Source organism: Bifidobacterium sp. SKU (assembly GCF_026016405.1).
GTDB lineage: Bacteria > Actinomycetota > Actinomycetes > Actinomycetales > Bifidobacteriaceae > Bifidobacterium > Bifidobacterium bifidum.
Genome location: NZ_CP092890.1, coordinates 572,445 through 589,223, shown reverse-complemented (window position 1 = coordinate 589,223; position 16,779 = coordinate 572,445). Strand labels below are relative to the sequence as shown.

Here is a 16,779-nt window from a genome sequence, read left to right as displayed (position 1 = left end):
ACTTTACAAGTTCACAAGTATAGCGGTACCCATAGGCTACGGCAATGGGGGTATGGCGTATTCGGCATTTCGTTAACTGTCATAACGTCACCCTTGTACCCCCTGAACGGAACCCGGGAAATCGGTCGCAATGTCCAGCATTCGGACGCAAACCAGCTATCGATTCTTTGTATAACGGCACCGCCGTGGCCGATGGAATCTACAGGTACGATATGCCCCATGACGACACCGAGAATCAGTTACGCGCATCTGCTCGCCAAGCCGAATCCCAAGCACATCGACAGTCTGCTGCGATTCTTCGAGGAAGGCCGTTCCAAACGCGGCACGGGCGGTTTCGGCGTGGAGATCGAACATCTTCCGGTGCACAACGGCGACGACACCGCCGTCAGCTACTACGAGGAGAACGGCGTCGAAACGCTGCTCAAGCGCATCGCGCCGTACTATGACAAGGAGAAGGAGTACTGGGAGAACGGCCATCTGGTCGGACTCGGGCGCGAAGGCATCGCCGTGTCGCTGGAGCCCGGCGGTCAGGTGGAGTGCTCGCTGGGCATCCTCAAGACGCCGCAGGAACTGCTGACGCTGTATCGTTCCTTCCGGCGTGACATCGATCCCGTGCTGGACGAGTTGGGCTTCCGTCTGGTCAATTACGGCTACCAGCCCAAGTCGGGCTTCGCCGACGTCAAGGTCAACCCGAAGGACCGTTACGACGCCATGACCCACTACCTGGGGCGGGTAGGCCAGTTCGGCCCGTGCATGATGCGGTGCTCGGCCTCCACGCAGGTGAGCATCGACTACGTCGACGAGCAGGATTCCATCGACAAGCTGCGTCTGGGCACCATCATCGGGCCGATCCTCGCCTGGTACTTCCGCAATACGCCGTATTTCGAGGGCGCGCCGAACCCGTGGCCCCTGCTACGCCAGCGCATGTGGGACTATCTCGACCCCCAGCGCTCGAACGTGATTCCCGGACTGTTCGACAAGCGGTTCGGCTGGGAGGAGTACGCCATCGACGTGCTGTCCACGCCGCTGATGTTCGCCGATCTGACGCATACGCCGGAGGCCAAGGGCCTGAGCGGCAAGGAGCTGCATCACCCGGCGTTCTATGAGAACGCCGGAGAGGTGTATCCCGACCGCGAGCTCAACCCGTACGAGATCAACCACATCATCTCCACGCATTTCAACGACGTGCGTATGAAGAACTTCATCGAGCTGCGGCATTGGGATTCGCTGCCGATCGAGCGCGCCGAGCGGCTGACGGAGATCATCGCGTCCCTGTTCTACGTGCCGGAGAACAGGGAGCGGCTGGAAAGCTACTTCGAGGATATCCGCGAAGAGGACGTGTTCGAGGCGAAGGCGAACCTGCAGGCGCGCGGCGCGCAATCGGCGCCGTATGGCCAGCCGCTCGAATTCTGGAAGGAGTTCCTAGGATTGGAGGGCCTGTTGGCCGACGAGCCCGGCGATCCGAAGCATCCGGACGTATTCCAGGAATAACCGGAATCCAAGGCGACGACCGGCGGACATGATTGTGGGGGCGTTCCTGCGCAATGCGGGCGACACCCCGCAATCATGTCCGTCGCGTATCATGACGGCATGAAGCAGTCACGAAAATGCGGATCAGGCTCTCCCAGCAAGGCAACGGACGGGAGCGGCCGTGACGCCGCGAAGATGGGGACGAAAACCAATACGAGAACCCGCGCGATCATCGTCGTCGCGACCATCCTGCTGATTGCGGCCATCGTCGGCACCGTCTTTCTCGTCCGTTCGCTCACGGCGAGCCCCGACTCGTCAAAGACGGACGACGCGCAAGCCAACGCGACGCAGGCCTTCCCGAAATTCTCCTTCGGCGACACCACCATCACGCAGGCCGAATTCACCCAGGCGTGGTCGTCGCAGCGCACCGCCGCCGTCAGCTATTTCAAGCAGAAGCACGACGTCAACCTCAACGCCCGGGACGCCGACTGGACCGCCTCATACGGCGGCGAGAAGCCGGTCGAATGGCTGACGAAACAGACTATCGACACGCTGCGCTTCCGTCACGCGGCGTACCTGATCGCAGTCTCGTACGGGCTGGTCGACGACGACTCGTACACCGGCATCGTCAAGCGCATGGAAACCCTCAACGCGAACAACCGGCAGAAACGTGAAGCGGGGCAGGTCATCTACGGGCGCAGCGAATACGACATCGCCTCATACATCGACTACGAGATGACCGCGCTGAAGAACGACTACGTCGACGACGCCACGAAACCGGGCATGAACCCGAGCGAGACCGAGGTGCAGGAGTATTACGACGCACACGACTGGACCGTGGACGGGGTCGAGGGCAAGGCGCCGCTCGCCGATGTGAAAGCCAATGTGAAGACGGCGCTGCGCACGGAACGCTACCGCGAGAGGGTTCAGAGCAAGGCCGACAAGATAGACGTGTCGACCCTGCCATGGAAGAGGCTGTACGCCTACGCGGCGACCCTGGTCGGCTGATCGCCGGGCCGAGGCTGATCCGTCAGTCGGCCGCGGCCAGCTTCTGGTGGTTCTTCTTCGCCGCGGCGATCATCAGCTTGATGCGGTTGAGCTGATTGGCCTGTGAGGCGCCGGGATCATAGTCGATGGAGACGATGTTCGCGTCCGGGTGCAGACGGCGAATCTTGCCGAACATGCCGCGGCCGGTCACATGGTTGGGCAGGCAGGCGAACGGCTGGGCGCAGATCACATTCGGGCAGCCAGACTCGATGAGCTCCAGGATCTCGGCGGTCAGCAGCCACCCCTCGCCGGCCTGCACGCCCACCGAGGTCACCTCGGAGGCCTTCTTGACCAGCTCGGGCATCGGCAGGTCCTGGCTGAACTTGCCATGCGCCAGATCTATGGCCGCGCGCACCGGGTTGAGGTAACGGTCGAGACCCCAGCGCATGAGCGAGTACAGCTTCTTGTTGCCGCCCATGCCGAGGTTCTTCTCGTTCCAGTCGGTGATGTACGGACGCGTGGTCATGAACTCCATGATGCCGGGGACCACGGCCTCGCAATCCTGCGATTCGATGACGTCGACCACGTGGTTGTTCGCGTCGGGATGGTACTTGACGAGGATCTCGCCGACGACGCCGACGCGCACCTTGCGAGGGATGTCGCGCAGCGGCAGTGCGTCGAACGATTTGACGATCTCCTTGAGCAGCGTCTGGTACGGCAGGTAATGCTTGCCGATCTTCTTCTTCGCGGTATCGGAGAAGCCGTGGTGCTCGATGGTCTCGCGCACGATGGTGTCCCACATCTGGTACAGCTTGTCGGCGCTGCCCTTCTCGACCTCGTACGGGCGCACGCGCATCAGGCATTTGAGCAGCAGGTCGCCGACGACCAGCGCCTTGATGGCGCGGTGCAGCAGCGTGGGCGTGGCCTTGAAGCCCGGGTTGTCCTCGAAGCCCTGCGTGGACAGCGCGATGACCGGCACCTGCGGGTAGCCGGCGTCGATCAGCGCCTTGCGGATCAGGCCGAAGTAGTTCGTCGCGCGGCACATGCCGCCGGTCTGCGTGATGGCGAGCGCCACATGGTCGGGATCGTACTTGCCCTTGACGATGGCGTCGACGAGCTGGCCGATGACCATGATCGCCGGGTAGCAGGCGTCGTTGTTGACGTACTTGAGGCCGAGTTCGACGTCCTCGCGGCTCGCGGTCTTGAGGATGTCGAACTTGTATCCGCCGGAGCGGATGACCGACTCGACCAGCGACATGTGGATCGGGCTCATCTGGGGGCCGACGATCGTGTAGTCCTTCTTCATCGACTTGCCGAACGGCACCTTGTTGGCGTACTTCGACATGGTCGCGGTGTTGTGGCCGGATTTCTTGGCGGCCTTCCTCGCGGACTTGCTGTTCGGCGAGGTGTCGGCGAGCCGCGACTCGGCCTGCGCCGCGCGGTGGGAGGCGTCCTTGACGGCCTTGGTGAGCTGCGGGTTGCTCTTCATCACCGTGTCGAGCATGACCTGACGGCCGGGCGTGGGCGCCTCGGATCCGGTCTTGCGGAAGCCCGTAGAATGCGGGGCCGGCTGCTCGGCGGCGTTCTTCTGCTTCTCCGCGGCCTCGACGGCGGCCTGCGCGGCGGCGAGCTGGTCCTGGGCGGCCTTGAGCTGCACCTCGGCGGCCGCGAGCTCCTCCTTGGCCTGACGCTGCGCCGCAAGCTCGGCCGCACTGGGGCCGACCGGTTGGTCCTGCTTGTTCGGCAGCACCTGCTGGCGGGATTGGGACTGGGCCTGTGCGGCCAGACGCCGCTTGTTGGCCTCGCGCTCCTCGACGGCGGCCTTGAGCGAACGCAGGCGGATCTTCGCCGCTCCGAGGTTGCTCACCTCATCGATCTTGAGCAGCGTGTACACGTCGGCCTTGTCGGCGAGGATCTCGGCCACCTGATCGGTGGTGATGGCGTCCAAGCCGCAGCCGAAGGAGTTGAGCTGCACGAGTTCGAGACCCGGGTAGGACGCCACGAAATGCGCCGCCGCGTAGAGCCGCGAATGGTAGGCCCACTGGTTGGTGACGCGCAGCGGCATGCGGGAGACGGTCACCTTGCGGTCGCCGACGTGGCGGAAGCCGTTCGCGTTCTTCTTGCGCGGGTCCTCCTCGCCTTCCGACAGGTAGTCGCTCAGATGCAGGTTCTCCCCCGGCTGCAGTTCGCAGATCGAATCCTCCGAGAGCACGACCATGCCGAGCGCGCAGATCGTCTCAGGGATGCCGTGGTTGACCTCGGGGTCGATGTGGTACGGGCGCCCGGCGAGCACGATGCCCCGGCAGTTGTGCTCCTTCATGTAGGCGAGCGCCTTGAAACCTTCCTCCTGCACGTCGTTCTTGAAGATCTTGTCCTCGGCGTACGCGGCCTTGACCGCGGTCTCGGCCTCCTCGCGGCTCACGTTCGCCCACGCGAACTCCTCGACGATGCGGTCGACCATGAGCTCGTGGTTGGCGAGGTTGAAGTACGGGTGCATGTAGCGGATGCCGTCCTCGCGCAGTTCGGGCATGTTCGCGCCGATCACCACCGGGTAGTTGGCCACGACCGGGCAGTTGTAGTGGTTGTCCGTATTGGGCACGAGGTTGTCCTCGTAGCTCACGCACGGGTAGAAGATGTTCTTGACGCCCTTGCCCAGCAGCCACTTGATGTGGCCGTGCACCAGCTTGGCCGGGTAGCAGATGTTCTCGGAGGCGATCGATTCGATGCCGGTCTCGAACAGCTCGTGCGAGCTGCGGCCGGAGATCATCACCTTGAAGCCGAGCGAGGTGAGCAGCGTGAACCAGAACGGGTAGTTCTCGTACATGTTGAGCACGCGAGGGATGCCGATCTCGCCGCGGGTGGCCTTCTTGTCGGTGAGCCTGCGGTAGGCGAAGCAGCGCTTGTACTTGTAGTCGTACAGGTTCGGCCTGTCGGAGCGCTTCTTCTTCGCGTCGCCGCCGCGCTCGCAGCGGTTGCCGGTAACGTAGCGCGAGCCGTCGGCGAACGTGGTGATGGTGAGCTTGCAGTGGTTCTGGCACAGCTTGCACACGTCGCGCTCGGAGGTCATCGACATGTTGTCGAGGTCGTCGCCGGACAGGATGTTGGACGCCGTGTGGTGCACGCCGTCGATGACGACCTCGTGGTCTTGCTCCGCGCTGACATCGTCGCTGCCGGCCATATCGGCGGACTGGCCCTCGGAGACTTCGGCGTCGTGGTCGTGCGCGTCGTCGGCCACGTCCTCGTAATGCATGCGCGCGGTCAGGGCGGCGCCGAACGCGCCCATCAAACCGGCGATGTTCGGGCGGGTCACCTCGCGCTCGGTGAGCAGCTCGAAGGCGCGCAGCACGGCGTCATTGAGGAACGTGCCGCCCTGCACGACGACGGTGTCGCCGAGCTCACCGGAGTCACGCAGCTTGATGACCTTGTACAGCGCGTTGCGCACGACCGAATAGCACAGGCCGGCGGCGATGTTCTCCATCGACGCGCCTTCCTTCTGTGCCTGCTTGACGGACGAGTTCATGAACACCGTGCAGCGCGAGCCGAGGTCGACCGGATGGTCGGAGTTGAGGGCCGCCTGGGTGAACTCCTGGATGGTCAGACCCATCGACTGCGCGAAGGTCTGCAGGAACGAGCCGCAACCGGACGAGCACGCCTCGTTGACGGCGATCGAGTCGATGACGCCGTCGGTGATGGCCAGGTATTTCATGTCCTGGCCACCGATGTCGATGACAGCGGTGACGCCGGGGCTGACCATTTCGGCGCCGCGGTAGTGCGCCATGGTCTCGACCACGCCCTCGTCCAGGTGCAAGCCGGTGGTGATCAGTCCCTCGCCGTAGCCGGTCGCGCAGGATCGGGCGATCCACGCGCCTTCGGGCAGCTCGGACTGGATCTTCTTGACGATGTTGATGGCGGCGGTCAACGGGCTGCCTTCGTTGGTGGCGTAGCTGGACCATACGATCTCGCGGTCGTCGTTGACGAGCGTCGCCTTGATGGTGGTCGAACCCGCGTCGATACCGAGGAAGTGCGGGCCTTTCGCGCCTTCGAGCGTGCCGATGTGGATGTGTTCGCGATGGTGGCGCTCGTTGAACGCCTCGCGCTCCTGGTCGGAGGAGAACAGCGGGGGCATGGTCGGCGTGTTCGCCGGCAGGTTCTTCAGGCCGTCGAGGGCGGCGATGATGTCGTCACAGGTGCGCGGCTCGAAATGCACGCCGTCGACGTCGATGCCGTCCGGCTCCCCAGCGATCAGCGCGGAGCCGTATGCGACGTACAGGTGGGCGTCGGTCGGCACGATGAACTCGTCGACCTTGCCGGCGAGCGCGCGGTGGAACGCCTCGCGCAGCTCGGACATGAAGAACAGCGGGCCGCCGAGGAAGATGACCGTACCGTGGATCGGGCGTCCGGAAGCCAGGCCGGCGATGGTCTGCGTGGCCACCGCGGTGAAGATCGACGCGGCCAGATCGGGCTTGGCGGCGCCGTCGTTGATCAGCGGCTGCAGGTCGGTCTTCGCGAACACGCCGCAACGCGACGCGATCGGGTACAGGGTCTTGTAGTCCTTGGCGTAATCGTTGAGGCCGGAGGCGTCGGTGTCGAGCAGCGTGGCCATCTGGTCGATGAATGCGCCGGTGCCGCCCGCGCACGAACCGTTCATGCGCTGTTCGGGAGTGGGCTTCAGGTACGTGATCTTGGCGTCCTCGCCGCCGAGCTCGATGATGACGTCGGCCTGCGGGTATTCCTCGTCGATCGCGCGGGTCTCGGCGATGACCTCCTGGATGAACGGCACGTGCAGGTTGTCGGCGAGCGTCAGGCCGCCGGAACCGGTGATGGCGAGACGAATGGGCTCGTCGCCGCGGCCGAGGTCGACGAGCGTCTGATGGATGTCCTTGAGCAGTCCAGCCACCGTGGCGCGGACGTTGGCGTGGTGACGTCGGTAGTCGGAGAACAGCACGTCATTGAGCGCATTGGTCTGATCGAGCACCACGGCCTTGACCGTGGTCGATCCGATATCCAGACCCACGCGCAACGGCTTACTATCGTGGCTTTCGGCCGCGGTATTCGCTGTATCCACCATCTGTTACCTCTGTCTTCGGTTCGGGACTTCCCGCTACTTCCTTATGTAATGTAGTCCGAGACCCCTCCTAACGAGCCGTCGTATGGCGTGATTTCGCTAACAAACGCAAAACGGAAACTCGACGGTTTCCCCACGATTGCGGCGTTACCCCCCATTATCGCGCATTCGGGGGGTGAGCCGAGCATGCCAGCAGGCTGGTGGTCTTATGGACCAGTGCTATTGACCACCCCAGTCCCGCTCAAATCCCTGATATGGCGGCCACGCCGGCGACGACGGCGGGCCATACCCCGGCCGCAGTATCCGAGACCTCCAGCGGACCGGGCACGCTGCTGCCCGCGAAAACGTCGACCACGCCGTCCCGCACGCCGCGCATATACAGAGTCGTCCGCCCCAATCCGGTGCCCAGCATGCGCGAGCACCTTTCCCGGAAACAGAGCATCATCACATGGAACAGCGGACTCACGCGAGGCCAGATGAATGCGGGGAGAAGCAAGGCCATGCCGATGGCGGGCGAGACTGTCAGGATGGCCGCGATCAGGCCGACGGCATCGAATCCACTGGATGGATGGCAAGGCCGGCGGCGCCGTCACGACGCCTGTGCGCCCTCGCCGACCTCGCGATCCTTGAGGTACATTTCGGGGATGTCGCGCTCCTGGTCGTGGAGCTTGGCCCAGACGACAGGCCTGCCGGCGGCCAGCGAACGCGGTACGTCGAGGATGCGCTGGTTTCTGGATCCGCGGAACTGCAGGAGGGAGTCGTGCTGGTCCTTGAGGTAGCGGCCGTCGACGAGGATGTCGATGAGCTGCAACAGTTCGAGCTTGTCCGGCGTCTCACCGGGACGCATCAGCTCCTCCCACGTGTAGCCGGTCCAGCACCAGATGTCTTTGTCGTGGCCGAACTCGCCGCGGATGCGCCGGGCGAGCGGCAACAGGACGGGCGTATTCAGCATGGGTTCGCCGCCGAGGAACGTGATGCCCTGGATCCACGGCGCCTTGAGGTCGTCGACGATCTTGTCTTCGAGCTTCTGCGTGTATTCGTGGCCGGCCTGGAAATCCCAGATCGACGAGTTGAAGCATTCGACGCAGTGGAACGGGCAACCGGAGACGTACAGCGAATTGCGCACGCCTTCGCCGTCGGTGACGATGAAGGTCTTGTAGTCGGCAATCATGCGCTTGGACATGCGCCGCCCGTCCCACTGGCCGGAACGGGGGTTGTTGGTCAGTGATGACGGCACTCCGGGTCCGCGGCCGGTCTCACCGGCCGCGAAATCATGCAGCGTCGACTTCCTGTCCATCATCATCCTCCCTGTCCAACCGTAACGTTGCGCGCAACGAGCGAGGGTCGCCGGTATATGTTGTCTGACCGTAAGCTCGGCCGAACGGCCTTGAGTGTGTCAGACAACATATACCGACGACCCTCGCGGACAGCACAACGCGCGGTACCGGCAGTTACTTGGCCTCTTCGAACCACTCGCGCTCGGAGCCGTCCGCCAGCGTCACGTGACCGGTCTCGCCGCTCATGTGCTTGACGCGGTGGGAGATCTCCTCGTGACGGCCATGCACCATCGGGCGCTGCACCGGGTTGCCGAGGTAGCCGCAGGTGCGCTTGGTGACGTTGCACTTGTCAGGGTCGCAGTTGCCGCACTCGGGGCACTTGAAGCCCTCGTCGGTCGGCTCGAAGTCGCCCTGGAAGCCGCACACGAAGCAGTGGTCGATCGGCGTGTTGGTGCCGAGGTAGCCGATGCCGATGTTGTAGGCGTAATCCCACACGGCCTCCAGCGCCTTCGGGTTGTCCTGCAGGCACGGGTACTCGCAGTAGTTGATGAAGCCGCCGGACGCGAAGTACGGGAAGTCCTTCTCGTAGTTGAGCTTCTCCATCGGGGTGGGCTGCAGCCACACCGGGTAGTGGAAGGAGTTGGTGTAGAAGTCGTGGTCGGTGACGCCCTCGATGCGGCCGAACTTCTCGCGGTCCATGCGGTTGAAGCGGTCGGTGAGGGATTCGGCCGGTGTGGAGTATACGGAGTAATGGTAGCCTTCGGCCTTGCTCCACTGCTTGCACAGTTCGCTCATGCGCTTGACGATCGACAGCGCGAACTCCTTGCCCTGCGGGTCCCAGCCGTGGTCGCGGATCCAGTCCTTGCCGTAGAAGACGGCGGTGGCCTCGGCCAGGCCGATGTAGCCGAGCGACACGGTGGCGCGCTCGTTCTTGAACAGCGTGTCGACGTTGCCGCTCGCGCCGAGGCGACCGAAGGCGCCGAAGCGGAACAGGGTGGGCGCGTTGACCGGGGTGGCCTGCTTGCAGCGCATGATGCGGAACTGCAGCGCCTGGTGGGCGACCTCCATGCGCTCGTTGAACAGCTTCCAGAAACGCTCCTTGCTGCCGTGGGATTCGATGGCGATGCGCGGCACGTTCACGGAAACGACGCCGAGGTTCATGCGGCCATCCTCCTCGTCCTTGCCGGTCTCGGGGTTGATCCAGCCCTGCAGGAAGGAGCGGCAGCCCATCGGCGCCTTGAAGGAGCCGGTGATCTTGACGATGTTCTCGTAGAACACGACGTCCGGGTACATGCGCTTGGTGGCGCATTCCAGGGCGAGCTGCTTCAGGTCGTAGTTCGGGTCGCCAGGGTCGGCGTTCACGCCGTGGCGCACGGTGAACACGAGCTTCGGGAAGATTGCGGTGTGGTGGTCCTTGCCGAGGCCGCGGATGCGGTTGAGCAGGATCGCGCGCTGCACCTCGCGGGCGAACCAGTCGGTGCCCAGGCCGAAGCCGACGGTGACGAACGGGGTCTGGCCGTTGGAGACGCGGTTGGAGTTGATCTGGTACTCCATCGTTTGCATGGCGTCGTAGATGGACTTGCGCGTGCGGACCTTGGCGAGGATCTCACGCTCCTGCTCCAGCTCGTCGACGTCGGTGTGGAACGGCGTGTCCATGGGCAGCGGCTCGCGGGAGCCGAAGTGCAGCTTGGCGGGCTCGTTGGCCTTGGCGTTCTCGACCTGACGACGGGCGAACTCCACCGGCATGCCGTCGGGGATGGTCTCGCGGGCTTCTTCGAGGAACTTCTCGTAGTCCTTCTTCGCGTAGGCGGCGAGGTGCTCGTCGGCACGGTTGGCGGTCTGGCCGCCGTACTGGCTGGAGGCCACGTCCTTCATGATCTGGGTGATCTGCGTGGCGGCGATGGCGATGGACTTCGGGGAGGCCATCGGCGCGTTGCCGAGCGTGAAGCCGTTGGCGAGCATGTCCCAGAAGTTGGGCAGCGAGCAGTTGGACTGCGCGGTGAACGGCGAGTAGTCGGCGTCGTGGAAGTGGATGTCGCCCTTCATGTGCGCGTTCGCGACGGCCGGGGGCAGCATGTTGAACGCGGCGGCCTTGGAGACGGCGCCGGCGAGCAGGTCGCGCTGAGTGGCGTAGACGTTGGCATCCTTGTTCGCGTTCTCGTGGATCAGCGTCGGATCCTGGTTGATGAAGCGGGAGACGGCCTCGTTGACGTCCGTGGCCTTGGCGCGCTGGATGTCCTTGTCGAGACGGTAGTTGGTGTAGGCGCGGGCCACGTCGTACAGGTGGGCGTCGATCAGGGCGTGCTCGACGAGGTTCTGGATGTCCTCGATCTTGGCGGGGCCGTTGTAGCGCTCCGTGATCTCGCCTTCGATCTGGTCGGCGAAGCCGCGGATCAGCTTCTCCTCCTCCGGGCCGACCTGCTTGTCAAGGTCGGCGAAGGCGGACTTCACGGCGCTGATGATGTTTATCGGGTCGAAGTCGACGACGCGACCGTCACGCTTCTCCACCAGCACCTTGGAGGAGGTGGCGGTACTGGCGTTCATCAGCAGAGCATCCATGTCCTAATCCCTGTCCTTTCGTGATTCCCGGCATGTCTTGCGGCGGTCACCGAGCCGAAATCACACGTGTGTAAGTTGTTTGTTCTCTGATGACTATACGACATGCCACCCCTAGATATAGTGGGGAAACGCCGAAAACAATCCTAGATATGCACATTTCGGCGAAATAGAGCCGAAAAGAACATCCGTGTGATTTACTTCACGGTATGTCGTCAGCGTGTCGCGGCGAGACCATCACCGAAAAGCCGGCCAACAATGATACCGTCCGACGGCGACGCTCTCGCAGGCAGAAAAACTTGTCCTTTCTGTACGTAAACCTTGAAGGCATGAATCAGGAACAGGACCTTGCAATCGCGACGCAGCGGCCGTCGGAGGGCGGCGGGGAGCGCATCCCCAAGCCCTTCGACCAACTGCCGCGCCTGGCAGCCGAGACCACCGCGGACAACCCCTGGCCGGTCAGCGTACTGAGCCAGAAATTCCATACCGCGGTGGAGCGCTGGCCCGCCGCGTGGATCGCCGGGCAGATCACGGAGATCAACACGCGCCGCGCCGGCTCGGCGTATCTTACGGTGCGCGATGACGTGGAGGACATCGCCATATCCGTGTCCGGCTGGCGGGCGTTCGCCTCGAAGGCCGCCTCATTCAAGCAGGGCGACCGCGTGATCGTGCATGGCAAGGCTGACATCTGGGTCAAGCAGACGCGGTTGAGCTTCATCGGCGACGACATCCGCAAGATCGGCTCCGGCGGCGGACTGAAGGAGCAGATCGACCAGTTGCGCATGAAGCTCAAGGGCGAGGGCCTGTTCGACGCGGACCGCAAGCTGCCGCTGCCGGAATTCCCCTCCTGCATCGGACTGATATGCGCCCCGCACGCACGGGCCGAAGGCGATGTCATCACCAACGTGCGGCTGCGCTGGCCGACGGTGCGGTTCAACATCGTCCATGCCTTCGTACAAGGGCCGCAGTGCCCGCAATCCATCGTCGAGGCGATTCACCGGCTAGACGCCGACCCGGACGTCGACGTGATCATCGTGGCGCGAGGCGGCGGCTCGTTCGAGGACCTCATCGGATTCTCGGACGAGGCGGTGGTGCGCGCCACGGCGGGATGCGAGACGCCGATCGTCTCCGCCATCGGGCATGAGGACGACTGGACGCTGATCGACCTGGCGGCGGACCTGCGGGCCTCGACGCCGACCGACGCGGCGAAGAAGGTCGTGCCCGACGTGCACGAGCAGTGGCAGCTGATCGGCAATGCCATCGACCGCATGCGCATGCGCATCGACGCGCGCGTCGGCAACGAGATACGGCTGGTCGAAGGGTACGCGAACCGGCCCAGCCTGACGCAGCCGCTGACCATGCTGGAGCCGTACCAACGGTTCGTCGACGACGCGCGCCGCCGCATGGACATCGGCCTGACGCGCATCGTGGATGACGCCAGCCTGACCGTGGAGAAGCTGCATGCCAGCCTGACCGCGCTCAGCCCGCAATCCACGCTCGACCGCGGATACGCCGTCGTCCAGAACGCCGACGGGCACGTCATCGACGACGCCGGAAAGGTGAGCGCGGGAGACCATCTCACGCTGACGCTGCGCAAGGGGGTCATCACCGCCACCGCCCAGTAGCGGAGTGCCGCACGGCAGCAGAGTGCGGGGCAGATATCAGCCGCATAACCATATATATATGACCGTTATCCAATCGAATACGACACGCATACACGACAGAAGGAGACCATCATGACCAGCAAGAACGCATCGGCGGCGAGCGAGCCGGCGACCAGCCTGACCGACAAGGAGCGCGAGGCCATCGCGCAGATGCCGTACGAGGAGGCCCGCGACAAGCTCATCCAGGCCGTGCAGGCGCTGGAGGCCGGCGGATTGAACCTCGACCAGTCCATGCGCCAGTGGGAGATCGGCGAAGCGCTTGCCAAGCGTGCGCAGAGCCTGCTGAACGAGGTCAAGGCCAAGCTCGACGCCGCCCAGGCCGAGCAGGCCAACAGCGCCGACACCGCCGGCACCCAGTCCAACCTGGACTGACGGGGCACCCTACGCGGGACGTTGCGTCCATAAGCGCGCGCCACGGCGAAGCCCGCGCGAACTTATGGACGGAAAACACGAGGTTTGCGCCCATATGTGCGCGCAGCCGTCGTTTGGGCGAGCACTTATGGACGCAACGATGGCGTGCCGAGACCATCTATGTTCCCATATGCGTGGTGACGCACCGCCGTAGTGCCACGCACCGTAGTCGCACTACGCGGCATCCGTCATCGTCCGACGCCTACCACAACATGACAACGTCGCCGTAAGGTACCGCCCCGATCAGCCGGCCGTCACCGCCGTCACTGCACGACGATGGTGGCGAGCAGCGCGGCGTGATCCGAGCCGGCGACCGACTTGACCTGCATCTGACCGGCGATGATGTCCTTGTCCAGCACGATATGGTCGATGCCGGCGAACCGCGGCAGCGGCAGCTTGTTGGACGGCCAGGTGAACGTGAACCCGTGCCCCGACTGCCGTGCGGCGTCCGAGAACCGGTTCCCCAGGATGTTGCGGAACGGCGTGTGGTCGGTCGTGGCGTTGAAATCGCCCATGAACACGTAGCGCGAACCTTCGCGCGAGCGCATGGATGCCAGCTCGTCCAACGAGCGCTTCCACCGGCTCCAGTAGCCGGGAATCGGCGCGGTGGTATGCACGGAGACGAATCGCAGCTGGGCCTTGCCGCCGCCGAACGTCACGGTGCCGCCCGGCATGAACGACGCGCTCGACCCGACCTCGTCATCGACCGGACGCCCGAGCTCGGTCGCGGACCAGATGCCGTTGCCGTAGACACCGTCCGACGACGAAACCTGCGAATACGGCAGATAGCTGTGGATGCCCGCCTCGTCGAGCTTCTTGACGAAATCGTTCGTCGTCTCCTGCAACGCGAGCACTTCGACGCGCTGATCCCGCACGATGTCGACGATGGCCTTCGCGTCCGCATGGCCTTTGTAGACGTTGAAGGTCATCACGCGGGCGATCATGTCGCCGGTGTCCGCCCGGGTCGATGCCATGGCCGCGTCGACGGCCGCCGGCAGCTTCGTGGACGCGCTGAAGAACGGCCACTGCCACCACACCTGGAGGCCGATGCAGGCGAGCGCCATCAGCATGGCGATCCAGCGGCGCGAGATGACCGACAGTATCAGCGCGAGCACGGCGAGAATCACGAACCACGGCGTCGCGGATACGATCACGGGGATGTACGGCAGCGCCTGCAGGTCCTCGGGGAGCATGCGCAGGACGCTGCACGCCAATGCGAGAGCGGCGAATATGACCGACAAGACGCCAAGGAGACGGTGGCGTCGGCCGCGTGGGGCGCTTGTTTTCGCGGCGGGCCTTTTCGCAGTGCCGGACGACGCGCCGGACCGCCGAGCCGCTGAGCCGTAGGCGTTCCGTGATGATCCTCGCGCGTTTGCCATTCGCCACTCCCCTGTCGTCCGTCAACCGGTACGCAACGACATGTATTCTTCCAGCCGTCGCGCATACAAGCTCATACGATAACGCCCCGGAACCGCGGACGCCATCGTTCCCGAGAATCATTCCCCATTCCGGCACGTATGCGCGGCGGCCTGCGGGCTTCACACTGCGCACGATACGCGCATATCCGCCCGACATGTATAATGGTCATTCGTTGCCCCGGTAGCTCAGGGGATAGAGCACCGCTCTCCTAAAGCGGGTGTCGTGCGTTCGAATCGCATCCGGGGCACCCATTCGACTGGAAGACCCGAGCAGAACGAGCGGAACCGTGCCCGCTGATATCAACGGGCACGGTTTACCGAATCATTCGGTCATCCTTGAATAACTATCGAGTCTATCGCCCGGATCCCAATCCCCGCGCATCCATACCATACGAGATATTTCGGGAATATACCGTCACTGTGCGAGGGTACCGTCACTGTGTGAGGGTACCGTCACTCTGTGTGTGCACGCGCACAGTGTCGGTTGTTGAAATCCCTTATTTTCCAATGGTTTTAAAGGGTGCCGTCACTCTGCGAGTTTTGAGAGCGCCATTTTTCGACATCGTCGTCACAGACCTTCCAGCGACGCCCGATAGCATGCGTGCAGAACAGTGACCGACCGGCATCATGCATGACATCCCCGTGCGCGTCACCTCCAGCACCGCCGCCGACAGGACGGGCCAAGGCGGCATGAGGAGGGCGGATTCTAGTGGTGGTTGCAACACCTGGTGTTTTTGGTGTTGCAACCACCACTAGAATCCGCCCGGCTCGGCTCCGCCGCCATCCCGCGAAAGTCCCATCACGACCAATGTACATGGGACTTTCGCGGGAAGAGGGCAGGGAATGGTCAAGCGCCGCGCGGCGATCAGCAGCCGCCCGTCTCGCGGTGATCAGTGGGAGGCCAGCGCCGTGATCCGGTCAAGGAACTGGCTCTTGAATCGCGCGATGTCGACGCGCACGGCCACCTGCGTGGTCTTGTGCGAGTCGGTGAGCCGGTCGTGAGCGCGGTCGCCGATGGTCCTGCCGCGATACGCGCCCTCCAAGTCGACCTGCAGGTTCATGCCCAGCGTGGTGACCAGCGTCGGGTCGAGCGCCGCGGCCACGGCAAGCGGATCGTGCATGCCGCACCCCTCCAGCTCGGGCTGCGTCGCCGAATACGCGTCGATGTAGAAATCCGTCATGCCCGCCAGGAAATCACCCGCCGCGGTGCCCAGCCGCCGCCATCGCTCGATGTCGCGCCGCGTGAGCACCGCCTGATGCGTGACGTCAAGGCCGATCATCGTGGTTTCCACGCCGCTGCGCAGGATGGCGTCGGCGGCCTCCGGGTCCTGCATGATGTTCGCTTCAGCGCCGGGTGTCACATTGCCCGGCACGGTCAGCGCACCGCCCATGAACGTGATGGAACCGACGAGCTCGCCGATGCGCGGCTCACGACGGCAGACTTCGGCGATCGTGGTCATCGCGCCGGTGGGCACGATGACCAAGTCCTTGCCGTACGTGTGCGCCGCGTCGATGATGAAATCCGCCGCGGCCGTCGTTTCCGGCGAGCGCCGCGAATCGGGGATCGTCATGTCGCCGATGCCGTTGTCGCCGTGGATGCGCCGCGTTCCTGCCGACGGCGAATAGCGGAAGTTTTCCGGTGCGGTCGACGGGCGGTCGAGACCGGGATACACCGACACTTCGGGATGCCCAAGCAGGTCGGTGACGGCGAGCGCGTTGCGCATGCCGGTCTCGACGGTGACGTTGCCATAGGTGCCGGTGATGCCGATCAGCCGGACGTCATCGGCCTGTTCGCTTGCGAGCGCATACGCGATTGCCAGTGTGTCGTCGATGCCGGTATCCAAATCGAGAATGAGTTTGCGTGTCATGCGGGTCTCCTTTGCCTTCCGTATTCTACGCCGCACACCTATGGCGACTGTCAACCGGACTCG

At 64.0% G+C, this 16,779-nt stretch carries 9 protein-coding genes, 1 tRNA gene and 2 pseudogenes; 5 read left to right on the top strand and 7 right to left on the bottom strand.

Annotated features, from left to right (window positions below):
• The first annotated feature begins 219 nt into the window (after positions 1-219).
• Positions 220-1,491 carry a glutamate-cysteine ligase family protein gene (locus MMB49_RS02490; protein WP_047271637.1) on the top strand — a complete coding sequence of 424 codons (1,272 nt, stop codon included), beginning with the start codon at positions 220-222 and terminating at the stop codon, positions 1,489-1,491.
• 99 nt (positions 1,492-1,590) lie between these two features.
• Positions 1,591-2,478 carry a lacto-N-biosidase chaperone LnbY gene (gene lnbY, locus MMB49_RS02485; RefSeq protein WP_229940928.1) on the top strand — a complete coding sequence of 296 codons (888 nt, stop codon included), beginning with the start codon at positions 1,591-1,593 and terminating at the stop codon, positions 2,476-2,478.
• Positions 2,479-2,500: 22 nt separating this feature from the next.
• Here the strand turns inward: lnbY and MMB49_RS09615 are convergent.
• From MMB49_RS09615 to nrdD, 5 genes and pseudogenes are all read right to left on the bottom strand, one after another.
• Positions 2,501-5,599, bottom strand: a pseudogene (locus MMB49_RS09615) (acyl-CoA dehydratase activase-related protein); the annotation flags it as partial.
• A 44-nt stretch (positions 5,600-5,643) separates the two neighbouring features.
• Positions 5,644-7,525, bottom strand: a pseudogene (locus MMB49_RS09610) (acyl-CoA dehydratase activase); the annotation flags it as partial.
• 238 nt (positions 7,526-7,763) lie between these two features.
• Positions 7,764-7,934 (bottom strand): hypothetical protein, encoded by a 171-nt coding sequence (locus tag MMB49_RS02475; protein WP_229940927.1) that lies wholly within the window; start codon positions 7,932-7,934, stop codon positions 7,764-7,766.
• A 177-nt stretch (positions 7,935-8,111) separates the two neighbouring features.
• A complete protein-coding gene (nrdG, locus tag MMB49_RS02470; protein ID WP_081291922.1) occupies positions 8,112-8,819 on the bottom strand; it encodes an anaerobic ribonucleoside-triphosphate reductase activating protein in 708 nt (235 codons plus the stop codon).
• A gap of 154 nt (positions 8,820-8,973) precedes the next feature.
• The gene (gene nrdD / locus MMB49_RS02465) at positions 8,974-11,358 is read right to left on the bottom strand and encodes an anaerobic ribonucleoside-triphosphate reductase (RefSeq protein ID WP_003812105.1); all 2,385 of its coding nucleotides are present in this window, start codon (positions 11,356-11,358) and stop codon (positions 8,974-8,976) included.
• Positions 11,359-11,684: 326 nt separating this feature from the next.
• Between nrdD and xseA the strand changes: the two genes are divergently transcribed.
• Both xseA and MMB49_RS02455 read left to right on the top strand, forming a co-directional pair.
• On the top strand, positions 11,685-12,980 hold the full coding sequence (xseA, locus tag MMB49_RS02460) for an exodeoxyribonuclease VII large subunit (RefSeq protein WP_047271629.1): 1,296 nt from the start codon (positions 11,685-11,687) through the stop codon (positions 12,978-12,980).
• 111 nt (positions 12,981-13,091) lie between these two features.
• Positions 13,092-13,391, top strand: a complete 300-nt coding sequence (locus MMB49_RS02455) for an exodeoxyribonuclease VII small subunit (protein WP_003812098.1) — start codon at positions 13,092-13,094, stop codon at positions 13,389-13,391.
• Positions 13,392-13,693: 302 nt separating this feature from the next.
• On the opposite strand, the gene MMB49_RS02450 is transcribed toward MMB49_RS02455, so the two are convergent.
• Positions 13,694-14,809 carry an endonuclease/exonuclease/phosphatase family protein gene (locus MMB49_RS02450; RefSeq protein ID WP_047271628.1) on the bottom strand — a complete coding sequence of 372 codons (1,116 nt, stop codon included), beginning with the start codon at positions 14,807-14,809 and terminating at the stop codon, positions 13,694-13,696.
• Positions 14,810-15,023: 214 nt separating this feature from the next.
• On the opposite strand from MMB49_RS02450, the gene MMB49_RS02445 reads away from it, so the two are divergent.
• Positions 15,024-15,096, top strand: a tRNA-Arg gene (locus MMB49_RS02445).
• 642 nt (positions 15,097-15,738) lie between these two features.
• Here MMB49_RS02445 and MMB49_RS02440 read toward each other — a convergent pair.
• Positions 15,739-16,716, bottom strand: a complete 978-nt coding sequence (locus tag MMB49_RS02440; protein ID WP_003821146.1) for a nucleoside hydrolase — start codon at positions 16,714-16,716, stop codon at positions 15,739-15,741.
• Positions 16,717-16,779 lie beyond the last annotated feature (63 nt).

Coding starts and splice junctions, on each gene's coding strand:
- MMB49_RS02455 (WP_003812098.1), top strand. CDS start 13,092: ATGACCAGCAAGAACGCATCGGCGGCGAGCGAGCCGGCGACCAGCCTG.
- nrdG (WP_081291922.1), bottom strand. CDS start 8,819: ATGGACAGGAAGTCGACGCTGCATGATTTCGCGGCCGGTGAGACCGGC.
- MMB49_RS02475 (WP_229940927.1), bottom strand. CDS start 7,934: ATGCTGGGCACCGGATTGGGGCGGACGACTCTGTATATGCGCGGCGTG.
- MMB49_RS02490 (WP_047271637.1), top strand. CDS start 220: ATGACGACACCGAGAATCAGTTACGCGCATCTGCTCGCCAAGCCGAAT.
- lnbY (WP_229940928.1), top strand. CDS start 1,591: ATGAAGCAGTCACGAAAATGCGGATCAGGCTCTCCCAGCAAGGCAACG.
- nrdD (WP_003812105.1), bottom strand. CDS start 11,358: ATGGATGCTCTGCTGATGAACGCCAGTACCGCCACCTCCTCCAAGGTG.
- MMB49_RS02450 (WP_047271628.1), bottom strand. CDS start 14,809: ATGGCAAACGCGCGAGGATCATCACGGAACGCCTACGGCTCAGCGGCT.
- xseA (WP_047271629.1), top strand. CDS start 11,685: ATGAATCAGGAACAGGACCTTGCAATCGCGACGCAGCGGCCGTCGGAG.
- MMB49_RS02440 (WP_003821146.1), bottom strand. CDS start 16,716: ATGACACGCAAACTCATTCTCGATTTGGATACCGGCATCGACGACACA.